Annotated in this window: 15 protein-coding genes; all 15 read left to right on the top strand. The window is 66.9% G+C overall.

What is annotated here, in order from left to right:
* The first annotated feature begins 4 nt into the window (after positions 1–4).
* Positions 5–1423 (top strand): UDP-N-acetylmuramoyl-tripeptide--D-alanyl-D-alanine ligase, encoded by a 1419-nt coding sequence (locus ACPYN9_RS08355; RefSeq protein WP_424465618.1) that lies wholly within the window; start codon positions 5–7, stop codon positions 1421–1423.
* Complete coding sequence (gene mraY / locus ACPYN9_RS08350) at positions 1420–2517, top strand: phospho-N-acetylmuramoyl-pentapeptide-transferase (protein WP_424465617.1); 1098 nt, start codon at positions 1420–1422, stop codon at positions 2515–2517. Before ACPYN9_RS08355 ends, mraY begins: the two co-directional genes overlap by 4 nt.
* Positions 2514–4040 carry a UDP-N-acetylmuramoyl-L-alanine--D-glutamate ligase gene (murD, locus tag ACPYN9_RS08345; protein WP_424465615.1) on the top strand — a complete coding sequence of 509 codons (1527 nt, stop codon included), beginning with the start codon at positions 2514–2516 and terminating at the stop codon, positions 4038–4040. Before mraY ends, murD begins: the two co-directional genes overlap by 4 nt.
* On the top strand, positions 4000–5235 hold the full coding sequence (ftsW, locus tag ACPYN9_RS08340; protein WP_424465613.1) for a putative lipid II flippase FtsW: 1236 nt from the start codon (positions 4000–4002) through the stop codon (positions 5233–5235). The genes murD and ftsW overlap by 41 nt, the downstream gene beginning before the upstream one ends.
* Positions 5232–6317: an undecaprenyldiphospho-muramoylpentapeptide beta-N-acetylglucosaminyltransferase gene (murG, locus tag ACPYN9_RS08335; protein ID WP_424465612.1), complete on the top strand. Its 1086-nt coding sequence runs from the start codon at positions 5232–5234 to the stop codon at positions 6315–6317. The genes ftsW and murG overlap by 4 nt, the downstream gene beginning before the upstream one ends.
* Positions 6318–6406: 89 nt before the next feature.
* Positions 6407–7816 carry a UDP-N-acetylmuramate--L-alanine ligase gene (gene murC, locus ACPYN9_RS08330; protein ID WP_424465610.1) on the top strand — a complete coding sequence of 470 codons (1410 nt, stop codon included), beginning with the start codon at positions 6407–6409 and terminating at the stop codon, positions 7814–7816.
* Positions 7813–8535, top strand: a complete 723-nt coding sequence (locus ACPYN9_RS08325) for an FtsQ-type POTRA domain-containing protein (RefSeq protein ID WP_424465608.1) — start codon at positions 7813–7815, stop codon at positions 8533–8535. Before murC ends, ACPYN9_RS08325 begins: the two co-directional genes overlap by 4 nt.
* A 267-nt stretch (positions 8536–8802) precedes the next feature.
* Positions 8803–10029, top strand: coding sequence for a cell division protein FtsZ (gene ftsZ / locus ACPYN9_RS08320; protein WP_424465606.1), 1227 nt, complete (start codon positions 8803–8805; stop codon positions 10027–10029).
* Positions 10030–10036: 7 nt separating this feature from the next.
* Positions 10037–10753, top strand: a complete 717-nt coding sequence (locus ACPYN9_RS08315) for a YggS family pyridoxal phosphate-dependent enzyme (protein ID WP_424465604.1) — start codon at positions 10037–10039, stop codon at positions 10751–10753.
* Positions 10754–10786: 33 nt separating this feature from the next.
* Positions 10787–11293 (top strand): cell division protein SepF, encoded by a 507-nt coding sequence (locus ACPYN9_RS08310; protein WP_424465602.1) that lies wholly within the window; start codon positions 10787–10789, stop codon positions 11291–11293.
* Positions 11294–11413: 120 nt separating this feature from the next.
* On the top strand, positions 11414–11698 hold the full coding sequence (locus ACPYN9_RS08305; protein ID WP_104241146.1) for a YggT family protein: 285 nt from the start codon (positions 11414–11416) through the stop codon (positions 11696–11698).
* A 274-nt stretch (positions 11699–11972) separates the two neighbouring features.
* Positions 11973–12725: a DivIVA domain-containing protein gene (locus ACPYN9_RS08300; RefSeq protein ID WP_424465601.1), complete on the top strand. Its 753-nt coding sequence runs from the start codon at positions 11973–11975 to the stop codon at positions 12723–12725.
* A gap of 10 nt (positions 12726–12735) precedes the next feature.
* The gene (lspA, locus tag ACPYN9_RS08295; RefSeq protein WP_424465599.1) at positions 12736–13287 is read left to right on the top strand and encodes a signal peptidase II; all 552 of its coding nucleotides are present in this window, start codon (positions 12736–12738) and stop codon (positions 13285–13287) included.
* A complete protein-coding gene (locus tag ACPYN9_RS08290; protein ID WP_424465744.1) occupies positions 13287–14213 on the top strand; it encodes an RluA family pseudouridine synthase in 927 nt (308 codons plus the stop codon). Before lspA ends, ACPYN9_RS08290 begins: the two co-directional genes overlap by 1 nt.
* Positions 14214–14288: 75 nt before the next feature.
* Positions 14289–17798: a DNA polymerase III subunit alpha gene (gene dnaE / locus ACPYN9_RS08285; RefSeq protein WP_424465597.1), complete on the top strand. Its 3510-nt coding sequence runs from the start codon at positions 14289–14291 to the stop codon at positions 17796–17798.
* Positions 17799–17853: the final 55 nt, after the last annotated feature.

Here is a 17853-nt window from a genome sequence, read left to right as displayed (position 1 = left end):
GCGGATGATCGAACTCCGACTTCGTGAGATCGCTGAGATCACCGGGGGAGAGGCCCTCCCGGCGGGTGACGACACCCTGGAGACCACCTTCGCCGGGACCGTCGACACCGACTCTCGGCTGATCGGGCCGGGGGACATCTTCGTGGCCAAGCCCGGAGAGTTCACGGACGGCCACCTCTTCGCGCCCAAGGCCGTCGAAAACGGGGCGACGCTCCTCATCGTCGAGCGCGCCCTCGACCTCCCGGTCACGCAGGTCGTCGTCGACGACGCGGTGCTCGCGCTCGGACGACTCGCGACCGAGGTGGTCAGCCGCGTGAAGGCCCTCGGTGAGCTCGTCACGATCGCCGTCACCGGCTCCAACGGCAAGACGACGACCAAGAACCTTCTTCGCGAGATCTTCGCCGCCCGAGGCGAGACGGTCGCCCCCGTCGCCAGCTTCAACAACGAGGTCGGCGCGCCCCTCACCTTCCTCAAGCTCACGGAGGGCACGCAGACCCTCATCGCCGAGATGGGCGCGAGCGCGCCGGGCGAGATCAGCAGGCTCATCGCGATGGCCAAGCCCGATGTCGGCATCGTGCTCACCGTCGGCCTCGCGCACGCGGGGGAGTTCGGCGGCATCGAGGTGACGCTGACCTCCAAGACCGAGATGGTGCAGGGGCTCGTCGCGGGAGACACCGCGGTGCTCAACGCCGACGACGGCAGGGTCACCACCATGGCGGACAAGACGCAGGCGGATGTGCTCTGGTTCGGCCGGAGCGAGCGGGCACAGGTTCGCGCGAGCGATGTCTCGACGAGCCTCGATGGCACCGAGTTCACGCTGCACCTGCCCGGGCAAGAGCCCGTCGTCGTGCGCTTCAGCGTCATCGGCGAGCACCACGTCACCAACGCGCTCGCCGCGGCTGCGGCGGCGCACACGCAGGGCGTGCCAGCCACCGAGATCCGCGACGCCCTCCAGCGCGTCACGCGGGCTGAGCAGTGGCGCATGGAGCTGCAGCACAGCGGTCAGGTCAGCCTCATCAACGACGCCTACAACGCGAGCCCGGACTCGATGGCCGCCGCCCTCAAGACGATCGCTCAGATCGCGCCGTCCGGATCGCGGACCGTCGCAGTGCTGGGAGCGATGAGCGAGCTGGGCGACGCCTCGGTCGAGGAGCACGACCGCCTCGGGCTGCTCGCCGTTCGCCTCGGCATCGACCAGCTCATCGTCGTCGGCCGCGATGCGCGCGCCCTGCACCTCGGGGCGATCGCCCAGGGTTCCTGGGACGGCGAGTCCATCTTCGTCGAGTCGATGGATGAAGCTTTCGATCTGCTGGTGCGCGAGACGCGCGCTGGCGACCTCGTGCTCGTCAAGTCTTCGAACTCAGCGGGCCTCCGACACCTTGGAGACCGTTTCGCCGAGCACCTCAGGGGGCACTTCGCGTGATTGCGATCCTTATTGCCGGCAGCGTCGGCCTGGCGTTCACGCTGTTCATGACGCCGCTCTTCATCCGACTCTTCCACAAACTCGAGTGGGGGCAGTTCATCCGCGAGGACGGGCCGGAGGCCCACCACTCCAAGCGGGGCACGGCCACGATGGGCGGCATCGTCTTCATCGTGGGCTCGGTGATCGCGTACTTCGTCGCGACGCTCGCCACCGGCGACCAGGTCACGGCGGCGGGGCTGCTCATCCTCGGCATGATGGTCGGTCTCGGCGTCATCGGCTTTATCGACGACTTCCTCAAGGTCCGCAAGCAGCAGTCGCTCGGGCTGGGCGGATGGTCCAAGATCGTCGGCCAGGTCGTGGTCGCCGGCCTCTTCGCGGTCGTCGGGCTCCAGTACCGCAACGCCGACGACGTGCCCGTGCTCTCGACGCACATCTCGTTCATCCGCGACCTGCCGATCGACTTCATGGCGCTCGGGGCCGTTGCGGGCACGATCGCGCTGATCATCTGGATCGTGGTCATCACGACTGCGACCTCCAACGCCGTCAACGTGACAGATGGTCTCGACGGGCTCGCCACCGGAGCATCGATCATCTCGGTCGGCTCGTACGGCATCATCGCCTACTGGCAGTTCAACCAGGCGTGTGGCACCGAGCGGCTCGCGGAGTCGCTCGAGTCAGCGTGCTACACCGCGTACGCGCCCCTCGACGTTGCCATCGTCGCGGCTGGGATCGCTGGCGCGCTCATTGGCTTCCTCTGGTGGAACACGTCGCCAGCCCAGATCTTCATGGGTGACACCGGCTCGCTCGGCCTCGGCGGCGCGATCGCGGCGTTCGCCATCATCACGCGCACCGAGCTCCTCCTCGTGCTCATCGGTGGTCTCTTCGTCATGACGACCGGATCCGTGATCGTGCAGCGCATCTACTTCAAGCTCACCAAGGGCAGGCGAATCTTCCTCATGAGCCCCATCCACCACCACTTCGAGCTCAAGGGCTGGGCGGAGACGACGGTCGTGGTCAGGTTCTGGATCATCGCCGGGCTCTGCGCAGCGCTCGGCATCGGGCTCTTCTATGCCGAGTGGGGAGTCACGACGTGACCCCCCACGGCGCGGACAGCCGCGTGGAGCGGCTTCGGAGCTGGCACGACGACTGGAACGGCATCAACGTCGCGGTGCTCGGGCTCGGGAAGACCGGGTTCTCGGTCGCTGACACCCTCGTCGAGCTCGGGGCCAAGCCTCACGTCATCGCCCAGTCGCACGACGACGAGCGCGAGCGCATCCTCGAGGTGCTCGACGTCCCCGTGACCATCGTCGAAGCCGATGAGGCCGCCGTGGAGGCCCTCCAAGCCCTTCGCGCAGACCTGGTCATCGCCTCGCCCGGCTTCGCCCCGAGTCACCCGCTGATTGTCGCCGCCGAGGCTATGGATGCGCCCATCTGGGGAGACGTGGAACTCGCCTGGCGGCTTCGCGACAAGTTCGGGGAGCCCGCCCCCTGGCTGGCGGTCACCGGAACGAACGGGAAGACCACCACGACGCAGCTCGCGGCGCACATGGGACTGGCGGCCGGTATCCGCACGGCCCCGTGCGGCAACATCGGCGTCCCGGTCCTCGACGTCATCCGTGACCCCGCCGAGTTCCAGCTGCTCGTGGTCGAACTCTCGAGCTTCCAGCTGCACGCCCTGCATTCCATGTCGGCGCATGCCGCCGTGGTCCTCAACATCGCGGACGACCACCTCGACTGGCACGGTGGCGCCGACGCCTACCGCGCCGCGAAGGGCAGGGTCTACGAACGCGCCCAGATCGCCTGCATCTACAACAAGGGCGACGAGGCCACGCTCGAGTTGGTCGAAGCGGCCGACGTGGTCGAGGGGTGTCGGGCGATCGGATTCGGGACCGACGTCCCGGGGCCGAGCGACTTCGGCGTCGTCGACGGCATCCTCGTCGACCGCGCCTTCCTCGACGACCGTGCCAGCAACGCCCTCGAGTTGACCACGCTCGACGAGCTGCGCCCACGCGGGCTCTCCTCGAAGCACCTCGTGGAAGATGTCCTCGCGGCGGCCGCGCTCGTCCGCGCGGTCGGCGTCCCGGTTGCCGCGATCGCGACGGCGCTCTCAACCTTCTCGGTCGACCGGCATCGCCACGAGATCGTCGCCGAACACTCTGGGGTGCTCTGGGTCGACGACTCAAAGGCCACGAACGTGCACGCGGCGGACGCATCGCTCGCGGCCCACAGAAGCGTGGTCTGGCTGGTCGGCGGACTCCTCAAGGGCGTCGACATCGCGCCGCTCGTCGCGAAGCACGCAGGACGACTCCGCGGGGCCGTGGCGCTCGGCGTCTCGCGCTCCGAGCTCGCCGACGCGTTCGCGCAACACGCGCCCGAGGTCACCTTCATCGAGATCGACGTGAGCGAAACTGACTCCATCATGGGACGTGCCGTGGCGGAAGCCGCACGGCTCGCGCAGGACGGCGACACCGTGCTGCTCGCTCCGGCAGCAGCCTCCATGGATCAGTTCGTGAGCTACAGCGACCGCGGCCAGCGATTCGCGCTCGCCGTCGCGTCGCATCTTGAAGGGGGCCAGCATGCCGAGACAGAAGGCTCCCCGGACCCCAGCATCAACTAGGCCAAGCTCAGGAAGCGGAGCGGCGAACGTCGGAGCCTCGCGCAAGGGGTCCTCGACCGCCGTCATGGTGTCGCTCGGGAAGCGCATCCGCGGCGTCAACAGGAACTTCGTGCTCCTGCTGTCCATCACCCTGTTCCTCGTCGCTTTCGGCATTGTCATGGTGCTGTCCAGCTCCTCGGTCGAGGAGTTCGCCGGAGGCAACTCCGTATCGGGAAGGTTCGTGAGCCAGGCGACATTCGCCGCCCTCGGGATCCCACTCATGCTCTTCGCGTCGCGGATGTCGCTCCGGTTCTGGAAGCGCATCGCGTGGCCGGCGCTGATCGGCGCGGTCATCCTCCAAGGCCTGGTGTTCACCCCCATCGGGGTCGACGTCAACGGCAACAGGGCCTGGATCGACCTCGGCTTCACGACGATGCAGCCAGCCGAAGCGCTCAAGGTGGCGCTCGTGCTCTGGCTTGGGCTCATCCTTGGTCGCAAGCAGGGGAAGCTCCACATCGCGAAGGAGGTCGCGGTGCCGCTCGTCCCGGTGCTCGTCCTCAGCTTCGGAGTCATGGCTCTGAGCAAGGACCTCGGCACCATGATCGTGGTCGGCGCCCTGGTGCTCGGCGCGCTCTACTTCGGCGGCGTGGCCTCCAAGTTCCTTTGGCTAGCCGGCGTCGTCGCCGTCGGGGCGGCGCTGCTCCTGTCGATCTTCAGCGACAACCGCATGGCTCGCATCACGAACTTCTTCGGCGGCGATGTCGATTACGAGACCTGGGGCTGGCAAAGCGCGCACGGGCTCTACGCCCTGGCTGCCGGCGGGCTCTTCGGGTCCGGGCTCGGCAACTCGAAGGCGAAGTGGTCATGGTTGCCCGAGGCCGACAACGACTTCATCTTCGCCATCATTGGCGAGGAGCTCGGCCTCATCGGCGCGCTCGTCGTCATCGGGGTGTTCGTGCTTCTGGCGATCGTCCTCGTGCGCATCTACCACGAAGCCGAAGACTGGACCGCGAAGACAATCGTTGGTGCGGTCACCACGTGGCTCATCTTCCAGGCCTTCGTGAACATCGCCGTCGTCATCGGCTTCCTCCCCGTTCTCGGCGTTCCATTGCCGCTTGTCTCGTCCGGCGGGTCGGCGCTCATCACGACGCTCTTCGCAATTGGCATAGTCTTGTCGATCGCCCGCAACCCGAAGCGATCGGAGTTCCGCACGTGACCAACTACCTGCTCGCCGGAGGCGGCACGGCCGGACACGTCAACCCGCTGCTCGCGGTCGCGGATGCACTCCGTGAGCGGGATCCGGGGTCAAAGATCCTCGTGCTGGGCACGAAGGAAGGCCTCGAGTCGCGTCTCGTGCCCGCCCGCGGCTACGAGCTCCTCACCATCCCCAAGCTGCCGTTCCCGCGCCGACCCGGGAAGCAGGTGCTCACCTTCCTCCCGCGTCTTCGTGCGACGGTCGCCTCGGTTCGCCGCATGCTCGACGAGCACGAGATTGACGCGGTCGCCGGCTTCGGCGGGTACGCAGCCGCGCCCGCCTACCTGGCGGCGAGGGGCCGCGTGCCGATCGTCGTGCACGAAGCCAACGCCCTGCCAGGCATGGCTAACAGGCTCGGAGCGCGCTGGGCGAAGCGGGTTGGCGTCGCCTTCGACGGCACGCCGCTTCGTGGCGCCGTCACCGTCGGCATGCCGCTGCGTGCCGAGATCGAACACCTTGATCGCGCGGCACGACGCGACGAGGCCGTCGCGTTCTTCGGGCTCGACCCCGCGCGGCGAACGCTGCTCGTGACCGGCGGTTCCCTGGGCGCTCGTCGCGTCAACGAGACCATCAAGGCGGTCGTCCCGGCGCTCATCGCCGAGGGCTGGCAGATCCTGCACCTCGTGGGCGGGCTCTCCACGTTCGAGCACGACCCGATCGACGGCTACCACGTGCTCGAGTACTGCGACCGCATGGACCTCGCCTTCGCTGCGGCAGACCTCGTCGTCGCCCGCGCCGGCGCATCCACCGTGAGCGAGCTCGGGGTCGTCGGCCTGCCCGCCGTGTATATCCCGTACCCCGCGGCGACCGGCGACCACCAGACCACCAACATCCGTTCGGTCCTCGCGGCGGGCGGCGCCCTGCGCGTCACGGATGCAGACTTCTCGCCGGAATGGGCCGCGCGCGAGCTGATCGCGCTCGCCCGCGATGAGGGCCGCCGGGAGCAGATGGAACGGGCGACCGTCGCTTCGGCGCAGCGAGACGGTGCGGCACGCGTTGTCGCCCTGCTCGACCAGGCGATCGAGGACGCTCGGACCGGCTGACGCCTCCGAGTCAAGCAGGCGGAGTACCCTCGACCATCGACGCGGCACGGGCCGCGCAGCTCGCAGACCGAGCGAATCCAGGAGCACAGATGATCAATCCAGACGCCACCGCGCAGATTCCCGACGAAATCGGGAACGTGCACTTCATCGGCATCGGCGGTTCGGGCATGAGCGGCATCGCACGCATGATGCTCGACCGCGGCCTGACGATCTCCGGCAGCGACCGCACCGAAAACTACGCGACCAAGGAGCTGCGAGACCGTGGCGCTCGGGTCGAGGTCGGGCATGCGGCCGAGCACCTCGGCGACGCCGACACGGTCGTCGTGACAAGCGCGCTCTGGCCCGACAACCCGGAGCTCGTCCTGGCCAAGGAGCGCGGACTCAACATCCTGCACCGCTCGCAGGCGCTGGTCTGGCTCACCAGGGGGAGCCGACTCGTGTCGGTCGCGGGCGCGCACGGCAAGACCACCTCGACCGGCATGATCGTGACGGCGCTCGACGCGCTCGACGCAGGGCCCAGTTTCGTGAACGGCGGTGTCATCTCGGCCCTCGGGACCAGCTCTGCTGTCGGCGACGGCGAGGCGTTCGTGGTCGAGGCCGACGAATCCGACGGCTCGTTCCTGTTCTACGACACCGCGATCGCGTTGATCACGAATGTGGATAACGACCACCTCGACCACTACGGAACCGTGGAGGCATTCGAGGCGGCGTTCGTGCAGTTCGCCGACGCGGCGAGCGAGGCCGTCGTCATCTCCAGCGATGACGAGCTCGCGGTCGAGCTGACCGGGAAGCTCGCGCACCGACATGTGTTGACGTTCGGGCAGGCCGAGTCCGCGGATGCTCGGGTGTCCGGGATCGTCTCTGAGGGGGGCGAGACGCGCTTCACCGTCAGCTGGCAGGGCGTCGACTATGCCGCTCGCCTACGCGTCCCCGGCATCCATAACGCCCTCAACGCGACCGGGGCCTTTGTTGTCCTCGTGCAGCTCGGCTTCGAGCCGGGCGCGGTGCTCGACGCGCTCTCGACGTTCGGCGGCACGAAGCGCCGCTTCGAGCTCCACGGCACCGTCAATGGGGTCAGCGTCTACGACGACTACGCGCACCACCCGGCCGAGGTTGAGGCGGCGCTCTCAGCGGCACGGACCGTCGTCGGCTCCGGGCGCCTCATCGCGGTGCACCAGCCCCACCTCTACTCGCGCACCCAGGCTATGAGCGACGTGTTTGCCGAGGTCTACGAGCGCCTCGCGGACGAGACGGTGGTGCTCGACGTCTGCGGTGCGCGGGAGGATCCGATCCCTGGGGTCACCGGAGCCCTCGTCGAGGAGGCATTCGTCGACCGCAGCAAGGTCGCCTATCGCCCCGACTGGCAGGACGCCGCCGACACCGTCGCCGAGATCTCGAAGGACGGCGACTTCGTCATCACCTTCGGCTGTGGCGACGTCAACCTCATCGTGCCGCAGCTCCTCGAGGCGCTCGGCACGAAGGAGTCAGGCAAGCCGTGAGCGTGCTCGGCGACGACGCGCGCCGATTCACGTGGCGCGCTCGCCGCCGCCGCCGCATAGTCATCTGGGCGAGTGCGGCGGTTGCGGCATTGGTCGCGTTTGTCGCAGTCGCCGTCTACAGCCCGATCATGTCGGTCCGGGAGATCGTGGTCGCGGGTGCCGAGCGGGTTGACACGACGCAGGTGGATGCCTCGCTCGCCGACCTGCACGGGCAGCCGCTCGCGCTGGTCACCAACGATGACGTCGAGCATCGCCTACAGTCGTACGTGCTCGTGCAGAGCTATTCGATTCGGGTCGAGCCCCCGAGCCGTCTGGTCGTGACGATCGTCGAGCGATCGCCGATTGGGACCCTGGCCGGTGCGGCGGGCTACGACGTGATGGATGCGGCCGGTGTGGTGCTGTGGACCCAACCGGAGCCGGCCGCTGACATCCCGACGCTGGAGCTCGGGGGACAGGGGGTGGGGTCGGAGGCCTTCGCGTCTGCCGCGTCGGTGTCGCTCGCGCTGCCGACGGACTTCCGCGCCGGGGTGGCGAGTGTGACCGCGAAGAGCATCGACGATGTCCGCCTCACGATGCGCAGCGGTGCCGAGGTCGTGTGGGGGAGCGCGGAGGAGTCCGATCGGAAGGCGCAAGTTCTCGCCGCGCTGGTCCAGGCGACCGCTGACCAGTCCATTTCGAGCTACGACGTCTCGAGTCCGCAGACCCCCGTCACGCGCTGAGTCGCGCCCAGCCGGGGCTGCGACTAAGAAACCTTCAAGTGCCGGTTGAAGCGACTCGGGCTCATTCGGCGTGCAAAACGCAACACACCTTCGTCCTGCACCGACCGGGCCACGATCGCGACCTAGCGTCGAAGCAAGCAATCAGGAATAGGCATACCTCTGAGCTTCAAGTAGAGGTTGAAGCTCGAACACCATCGCCAGCGGCGACGTGTCGAGGTGTGCACTCCGTTCTCCAACCACACCACACGCCAACGAGGGGCCGGACACGTGTCGAACACCAACAACTACCTCGCCGTCATCAAGGTCGTCGGCATCGGCGGCGGCGGCGTCAATGCAGTCAACCGCATGATCGAGCTCGGCCTTCGCGGTGTCGAGTTCATCGCCATCAATACCGACGCGCAGGCACTGCTCATGAGCGATGCCGACGTCAAGCTCGACGTGGGTCGTGAGCTGACCCGCGGTCTCGGCGCCGGCGCTGACCCCGAGGTCGGACGCCGCGCGGCAGAGGACCACGCCGAAGAGATCGAGCAGGCGCTTGCTGGCGCCGACATGGTCTTCGTCACGGCTGGCGAGGGTGGTGGCACGGGGACCGGTGGAGCCCCCGTCGTCGCCCGCATCGCGAAGTCGATCGGCGCGCTCACCATCGGTGTGGTCACGAAGCCGTTCAGCTTCGAGGGCCGCCGCCGCATGCAGCAGGCCGAGCAGGGCGTTGCGACGCTGAAGGAAGAGGTCGACACGCTCATCGTCGTCCCCAACGACCGCCTCCTTGAGATCAGCGACCGCGGCATCTCCATGATCGAAGCGTTCTCGACGGCCGATCAGGTGCTCCTCGCCGGTGTCCAGGGCATCACCGACCTCATCACGACTCCCGGCCTCATCAACCTTGACTTCGCCGACGTGAAGTCGGTGATGCAGGGTGCAGGTTCCGCGCTGATGGGCATCGGTTCGTCCCGTGGCGCCGATCGCGCGATCAAGGCCGCCGAGCTGGCCGTCGCATCGCCGCTTCTCGAGGCGAGCATCGAAGGCGCTCACGGCGTGCTGCTCTCCATCCAGGGTGGGTCGAACCTCGGCATCTTCGAGATCAACGACGCCGCGAAGCTCGTGCAGGAGGCCGTCCACCAGGAGGCCAACATCATCTTCGGTGCTGTGATCGACGACACGCTCGGCGACGAGGTGCGGGTCACCGTCATCGCCGCGGGCTTTGCCGGGGGAGAGCCCAAGACGCTCCAGGAGCAGCAGTCGGCGCCAGCCGTCGCAGCCGCGCCGGCTCAGCAGGCGAACACCGGCGCCATCGGGCTCGGGGCGGCTGCCGCCGCGGTCGCCTCGGTGCCGTCGGCTCCCGTCGAGCGCGAGCCCGTCCAGGCTCCCGTGCCCGTGACGCAGGCTCCTGCCTGGTCGACTGCGGAGGCGCCTACGATCGCTCCGCGCCGTGAGCCGGAGGCCGCCTACGACGACTCCGAGGACATCCTCGATGTCCCGGACTTCCTGAAGTAGGGCACACATGCCAGAGATGGCGAGCGAGGCGCTCGGCCAGAATCATTCGATTCTGGCCGAGCGCCTCTCGGCGGTTCAGAAGCAGGTCGCACAGAGCTGTGCCGTCGCCGGTCGCGACCCTGCCGAGATCACCTTGCTCCCGGTCACCAAGTTCCACGGTCCGGAGCTGGTCGAGGGGCTCGTGGACCTCGGGATGCGTCGCTTCGCGGAGAGCCGGCACCCCGAGGCGAGAGACAAGGCGCGTGCGCTTGAAGGGCGAGGGGCGCTCGAGTGGCACTTCGTCGGACAGATCCAGACGAAGAAGGCGCGTCAGATCGCGCAATACGTGGATGCGGTGCACTCGATCGATCGGGAGGGCCTGGTGGACGCACTGGCGACGATCGATCGTGAGCTTCCGCTTCCCGTCTTCGTGCAGGTGAACATGACCCCGGACGAGGCGAGAGGTGGCGTGCAACCCGCGGATCTCGACGCGCTCGTCGAGCACGTGCTGAGCACCCCAACGCTCGCGTTGCAGGGGCTCATGTGCGTCGCGCCGCTCGGTGCCGAGCCACGAGCGTCGTTCGCGAAGCTCCGGGAGCTGAGCCAGAGCATCCGCTCGGCGGCCCCAGCCGCGACCTCGCTCTCCATGGGCATGTCGAACGACTTCAGGGAAGCCATCGAAAACGGTGCGACACACCTGAGGATCGGCGCGGCAATCACGGGAAAGCGCCCCGACCGGACGTAGCGTGGATGCACGCCGAACACACGGAGGAGCACAATGGCCAACCCGCTGCGCAACGCCATGGTCTACCTGGGCCTTGCTGACGAAGACGAGCAGAACCTGCACGATGAGACGCCCCAGTCGCAGCAGCAGCAGAGGCAGTCGCCTGCGGCGGCGCCTTCGCCGCAGCTCTCTCCGGTCGTGACCGAGCGCCCCAAGCCGGCGCCGGTGACTCCGATCACCAAAGCTCCCAAGCACACTTCGACCCCGGCGATGGCGGAAATGAACGAGATCCTCACGGTCCACCCGAAGGCCTACAACAAAGATGCACAGGTCATCGCCGAGAACTTCCGCGATGGCGTCCCCGTCATCATGAACCTTTCCGAGATGGACGAGGCTGAGGCGCGGCGTCTGATCGACTTCGCGAGCGGCCTCTCCCAGGGCCTGTATGGCAAGATCGAGCGCGTGACGAGCCGGGTCTTCCTGCTCTCGCCTCAGCACATCGCCGTCCACGGCGAGTCGAGCAAGCTCGAGGCGGAGAAGGAAGCCTCGTTCTTCCAGTAGACCCCGACACGCCAGGCCCCACCGTACGGCGGGGCGGGCCCGCCTTCGCGCGAACGGTGAGACGGTGCATCCTGAGGGTGCACCGTCGCCGTGTCTGCGCGACAACATCTCAGGAAACGAATGAATATCCTCGGCGCGATCCTCGGCTTCATCATCGGCCTCTACATCATGGTGATGTGGGGCAGGCTGATTCTCGACTATGCGCGCATGTTCGCTCCACGCTGGAAGCCGAAGGGCTTCGTGCTCGTGCTCTGCGAGGGTGTGTACTCATTGACCGACCCGCCGTTGCGCGCTGTGCGCAAGGTTGTGCCTCCGCTCCGCATCGGCAACATCGCGCTGGACCTCGCGTGGATCATCGTCATGTTTGCCCTCGTCATCACCTCGAATCTCGTCCGTCTCCTGTGATCTCGACCTCACGAAAGGGCCGATGATGGGGCTTGTCCCGCATTTCGCAGCGGCGAATGTTGACTTTCCCGCCAGGAATGTGACGCGCGGGACCCAAGTGCCGTAATGTGACCTATGTGCCGCGCAGCACAGCAACGTTCTGCGCGCACATTCGGGCAACAGTAATGTTGTCAACTCAGACCCAGAGTCCTGAAGCAAGCCCAGCGAGGCAGTTCAGGACCGAGTGTCATTCCAGATACAGACCAATCGCAGAGAGAGTCGAAAGGTGGCCGACATGGCACTCACTCCTGAGGACGTCATCAACAAACGCTTCCAGCAGACCAAGTTCCGCGAGGGGTACGACCAGGACGAGGTCGATGACTTCCTCGACGAGGTCGTTGCAGAGATGCGCCGCCTCGTGGGGGAGAACGAGCAGCTTCGCCAGCAGCTCGAAGAGGCAGAGGCCCGCGCGAACAGCGCGCCCGCTGCAGCCGGACCCGCCCCGGTCGAGGAGCCCATCGTCGAGGTCGCCGCAGCGCCAGAGCCCGAGCCGGAGCCCGAGCCCATCGCGCCGCTCGCTCAGCCCGCGGCCCCCGCCCCGGCCGTCGCCCAGGGCGCGGACGAGGCCGAGACGAGCAGCTCGCTCATCGCCCTCGCACGTCGCCTTCACGACGAGCATGTCGAAGAGGGAACGCGCAAGCGCGACGAGATCATCGCGACTGGCGAGACCCGCGCACGCGAGATCATCGCCGAGTCCGAGACCCGCGCGCGTCAGATCGAGGGCGACAGCGAGAAGCGCGCCCGCGAGATCACGGTCGAGTCCGAGGGTCGTGCACGCACGATCGTCACCGAGGCCGAGGCCAAGGAGCGCGAGACGATCGGACGCCTCGAAGAGGCCAAGACCAAGCTCGAAGCACGCATCGAAGAGCTCCGCATCTTCGAGCGCGAGTACCGCAACAACCTCCGCTCCTACATCGAAGGCCAGCTCAACGACCTGAACCGTCAGGCGAGCGACGTCCTCGAGGGCTCCGCACCAGCGGGCCAGTAGCACTCGGAACGTGGAGGACACACCTCTGCAGACCACCGAACGGCGATCGCGCCCGAGCATCCGCATTCTTGCGATGCTCGCCGCGGTCGCCGTCGGCGCGTTTGCGCTCGACCAGATCACCAAGGCCGTCGTCGTGGCATCCATGACCGAGGGTCAGACCATCGAGGTCCTCGGCGGCTTCCTGCAGTGGCACTTCGTGCGGAATCCGGGAGCTGCGTTCTCGTTCGCCGCCGGATCGACCTGGATCTTCACCGCCGTCTCCGCGGTCATGGTCATTGTCATCATCGTCGTCGCCAGGCGCCTCGCCTCGAAGCTCTGGGCAGCCGTCTTCGGCCTCGTCCTCGGCGGTGCACTCGGCAACCTCTACGACCGCCTCTTCCGCGAGCCCGGTTTCGGCACGGGGCACGTGATCGACTTCATCTACACGCCGTGGATGCTCCCGGCCATCTACAACGTCGCCGACATGTGCATCGTCGTGGGGATGTCTGCCTTTGTGCTGCTCACCCTGTTCGACATCGGATTCGACGGCAAGCGGCGACCAAAGGTCAAGAAAGACTCGTGATGCAATCCAGAACGATCCCCATCCCAGATGGACTTGAGGGAGCCCGCGTCGACGCGGGAGTCTCGAAGCTGCTCGGGCTCAGTCGGACGCAGGTTGCCGACATCGCGGCAGCCGGTGGGATCACCATCGACGGCAAAGCGGTCGGGAAGTCCGACCGGATGATGGCAGGTGCCGTCATCTCCGTCGAGTGGGAGCAGTCCAGCCCGGTCGAGGTCGTCCCGATCGCCGTGCCCGACCTCAAGATCGTGCACGATGAAGACGACTACGTGGTCATCGACAAGCCCGTCGGCGTCGCGGCGCACCCATCCATCGGCTGGGACGGACCGACCGTGCTCGGCGCGCTCGCCGCCGCAGGCTTCACGATCTCGACCTCCGGACAATCCGAGCGTCAGGGGATCGTCCACCGCCTCGACGCCGGCACGAGCGGTCTCATGGTCGTCGCCAAGAGTGAGCTCGCCTACGCACAGCTCAAGAAGGCCTTCCACGACCGCGAGGTCGAGAAGGTGTACCACGCGATCGTGCAGGGACACCCAGACCCACTGTCGGGAACCATCGACGCGCCGATCGGCCGCCACCCTGGGTCGTCCTGGAAGTTCGCAGTAACGAGCGATGGCAAGCCCTCGGTCACCCATTACGAGACCGTGGAAGCCTTCCGGCGCGGAGCCCTCCTCGAGGTGCACCTCGAGACCGGACGCACGCACCAGATCCGCGTGCACATGGCTGCCCAGCGCCATCCCTGCATCGGCGACCCCCTCTATGGATCCGACCCGGTGCTCGCCGGCAAGCTGGGGCTTCGGCGGCAGTGGCTGCACGCCAAGGAGCTCGGCTTCGCGCATCCCCGCACTGGCGAGCCGGTGCGCTACACGACCGAGTACCCGGACGACCTTGCGCACTCCTTCGAGCTGCTCCGCGAGGGTGAGCTGTAGCTCTCGGTCGCGCCCGAGGACCCGTCACCCGATCTAAGATGGGTGCGCCGTTCCACCCTGCGTCCCGGAGAGAAATTGCCTTCAGCTGATTCGTTCGCCCACCTGCACGTGCACAGCGAGTACTCCATGCTCGACGGGGCCGCCCGGATCGGCGAACTCATGAAGGCAGCCGTCGAACAAGGGATGCCCGCCGTCGCGATGACCGACCACGGCAACGTGTTCGGGGCCTACGAGTTCGCGAAGGCCGCGAAAGAGCACGGCATCAAGCCGATCATCGGCACCGAGGCCTACCTGACCCCCGGCACGCACCGCAGCGACCGCACGCGCGTGAAGTGGGGCAACGGTGGGGGCGACGACGTGTCCGGCTCGGGCGCGTACACGCACATCACGATGCTCAGCGAGACCACGCAGGGCATGCACAACCTCTTCCGCCTCTCGAGCCGCGCATCCATGGAGGGCTACTACTTCAAGCCGCGCATGGACCGCGAGCTGCTGAACACGTACTCGAAGGGTCTCATCGCCACCACCGGGTGCCCCTCCGGCGAGGTGCAGACGAGGCTCCGGCTCGGCCAGTACAACGAGGCGAGGGCCGCGGCGGCCGAGTTCCGCGACATCTTCGGCGCAGAGAACTACTTCTGCGAGATCATGGACCACGGCATCGACATCGAGCGGCGCGTCATCCCGGACCTGCTGAAGCTCGCGAAGGACCTCGGCCTTCCGCTCGTCGCGACCAACGACCTCCACTACACGCACTCACACGACGCCGACAGCCACTCTGCCCTCCTGTGCGTGCAGTCCGGTTCGACGATGGACGACCCGAACCGCTTCCAATTCTCCGGCACCGGCTACTACCTCAAGTCGGCAGCCGAGATGCGGTCCATCTTCCGCGACCACCCCGAGGCGTGCGACAACACGCTCCTCATCGCGGAGCGTTGCTCTGCCGAGTTCGATGAGAACGCGAACTATATGCCGCGCTTCCCCGTACCGGAGGGTGAAACCGAGAGCAGCTGGTTCGTCAAGGAGGTGGATGCGGGCCTCGCCAAGCGGTACCCCGCCGGCATTCCGAGCGACGTGCGCAGGCAGGCCGATTACGAGATCGGCGTCATCAACCAGATGGGCTTCCCCGGCTACTTCCTGGTCGTCGCCGACTTCATCAACTGGGCAAAGGACAACGGCATCCGCGTCGGCCCCGGTCGCGGATCCGGTGCTGGTTCGATGGCCGCGTACGCGATGGGCATCACCGACCTCGACCCGCTCCGGCACGGACTCATCTTCGAGCGCTTCCTCAACCCAGACCGCGTCTCGATGCCCGACTTCGATGTCGACTTCGACGATCGTCGCAGGTCCGAGGTCATCCGCTACGTCACCGACAAGTACGGTTCGGAGCGCGTCGCGCAGATCGTCACCTACGGCACGATCAAGGCGAAGCAGGCGCTCAAAGACGCGTCCCGCGTGCTCGGGTACCCGTTCTCCATGGGCGACCAGCTCACGAAGGCGATGCCTCCCGCCGTCATGGGCAAGGACATCCCGCTCAGCGGCATCTTCGACAAGGAGCACAAGCGCTACTCCGAGGCCGCAGAAATGCGGGCCTTCATCGAGAGCAACCCCGACGCCAAGAAGGTGTTCGACACCGCAAGCGGCCTGGAGAACCTGAAGCGCCAGTGGGGCGTGCACGCCGCCGGCGTGATCATGTCGAGCGACCCCCTGATCGACATCATCCCGATCATGAAGCGGGAGCAGGACGGCCAGATCGTCACGCAGTTCGACTACCCCGCGAGCGAGTCCCTCGGGCTCATCAAGATGGACTTCCTCGGGCTGCGCAACCTCACGATCGTCAGCGACGCGCTCGTCAACATCAAAGCCAACCGCGACATCGACCTGGTCCTGGAGGACCTGGAGCTCGACGACGTCGGCGCGTACGAGCTGCTTACCCGCGGTGACACACTCGGCGTCTTCCAGCTCGACGGTGGACCGATGCGCTCGTTGCTGCGCCTCCTCAAGCCCGACAACTTCGAGGACATCTCCGCCGTCATCGCCCTGTACCGGCCCGGACCGATGGGCGCGAACTCGCACATCAACTACGCGCTGCGCAAGAACGGCGAGCAGGAGATCACGCCGATCCATCCGGAGCTCGAAGAGCCGCTCCAGGAGATCCTGTCGACGAGCTACGGCCTGATCATCTATCAAGAGCAGGTCATGGCCATCGCGCAGAAGGTCGCAGGCTTCTCGCTCGGTCAGGCCGACATTCTGCGCCGTGCCATGGGCAAGAAGAAGAAGTCGGAGCTCGACAAGCAGTTCGCCGGCTTCCAGGGCGGCATGCACGCCAACGGCTTCTCCGATGAAGCAGTGAAGATGCTCTGGGACATCCTCCTGCCGTTCTCGGACTACGCGTTCAACAAGGCCCACTCGGCCGCCTACGGCGTCGTCTCGTACTGGACCGCGTACCTGAAGGCGCACTACCCGGCCGAGTACATGGCCGCGCTGCTTACGAGTGTCGGCGACTCGCGCGACAAGCTCGCGATGTACCTCAACGAATGCCGCCGCATGGGCATCACGGTCCTCGCACCCGACGTGAACGAGTCGTTCGTGAACTTCTCCGCCGTGGGCGAGGACATCCGCTTCGGGCTCGGCGCGGTCCGCAACGTCGGCGCGAACGTGGTCGAGGAGATCCAGAAGGCGCGCGAGTCGAAGGGCGCCTTCACGTCGTTCCACGACTTCCTCAAGAAGGTGCCGACGACGGTTGCGAACAAACGCACCGTGGAGTCGCTCATCAAGGCCGGCGCGTTTGACTCGCTCGGGAACACCCGCAGAGCGCTGGTCGAGGTGCACGAGAACGCCATCGACGTCGCAGTCTCGCGCAAGCGGAACGAAGCGCACGGGCAGGTCGACCTCTTCGCCGGCCTCGACGAGTTTGAGGCTGAGGAGGACGACGTTCCCGTCCGTCCCGAGTTCAACCGCCGCGACAAGCTCGCCTTCGAGCGCGACATGCTCGGCCTCTACGTGTCCGACCACCCGCTCGCAGGCCTCGAACGCGACCTCGCCAAGCTCGCCACCACGAGCATCCTCGACCTCACGCAGGCTGAGAACCTCGAGGACGGCTCCCAGGTCACGATCGCCGGCCTGATCACGAGCGTGCAGCACCGCGTCGCTCGCAACTCCGGCAACCCCTACGGGATGATCGAGGTCGAAGACTTCGGGGGCACCATGACCGTCATGTTCATGGGCAAGACCTACCAGGAGTTCCAGACACAGCTGCAGGGCGATGTCATCGTCGCAGTCAAGGGACGCGTGTCGAAGCGCGACGACGGGATGAATCTCCACGCGCAGGGGCTCACGCTGCCGAAGGTCTCGGCGGCAGAAGATGCGGGCACACTGACCCTGACGATTCCGGACACCAGGGCGACCGAGCCTGTCGTGGACGAACTCGGCAAGGTGTTGCGCAGGCACGCGGGGGAGAGCGAGGTGCGGCTCCGTCTGCGAACCCCGGGCGTCATCCGCCGGTTCGAGCTGCCACACCGTGTGCGCATCACGCAAGATCTCTACGGCGAGCTCAAGGCGCTCCTCGGCCCGAGCTGCCTCGAATAGTCGCCACCACGGCCTCGCCCGCGCGAGGCGCCGCACTCCCGCCTGACTACGATGG

It is taken from the genome of Pseudoclavibacter helvolus (assembly GCF_049707175.1).
GTDB lineage: Bacteria > Actinomycetota > Actinomycetes > Actinomycetales > Microbacteriaceae > Pseudoclavibacter > Pseudoclavibacter helvolus_A.
The sequence above is the reverse complement of the archived record's forward strand: the minus strand, read 5'-3'. Positions and strand labels throughout refer to the sequence as shown.

Coding starts and splice junctions, on each gene's coding strand:
- ACPYN9_RS08290 (WP_424465744.1), top strand. CDS start 13,287: ATGCAATCCAGAACGATCCCCATCCCAGATGGACTTGAGGGAGCCCGC.
- ftsW (WP_424465613.1), top strand. CDS start 4,000: ATGCCGAGACAGAAGGCTCCCCGGACCCCAGCATCAACTAGGCCAAGC.
- ACPYN9_RS08355 (WP_424465618.1), top strand. CDS start 5: ATGATCGAACTCCGACTTCGTGAGATCGCTGAGATCACCGGGGGAGAG.
- ACPYN9_RS08305 (WP_104241146.1), top strand. CDS start 11,414: ATGAATATCCTCGGCGCGATCCTCGGCTTCATCATCGGCCTCTACATC.
- ACPYN9_RS08310 (WP_424465602.1), top strand. CDS start 10,787: ATGGCCAACCCGCTGCGCAACGCCATGGTCTACCTGGGCCTTGCTGAC.
- ACPYN9_RS08300 (WP_424465601.1), top strand. CDS start 11,973: ATGGCACTCACTCCTGAGGACGTCATCAACAAACGCTTCCAGCAGACC.
- murC (WP_424465610.1), top strand. CDS start 6,407: ATGATCAATCCAGACGCCACCGCGCAGATTCCCGACGAAATCGGGAAC.
- ACPYN9_RS08315 (WP_424465604.1), top strand. CDS start 10,037: ATGCCAGAGATGGCGAGCGAGGCGCTCGGCCAGAATCATTCGATTCTG.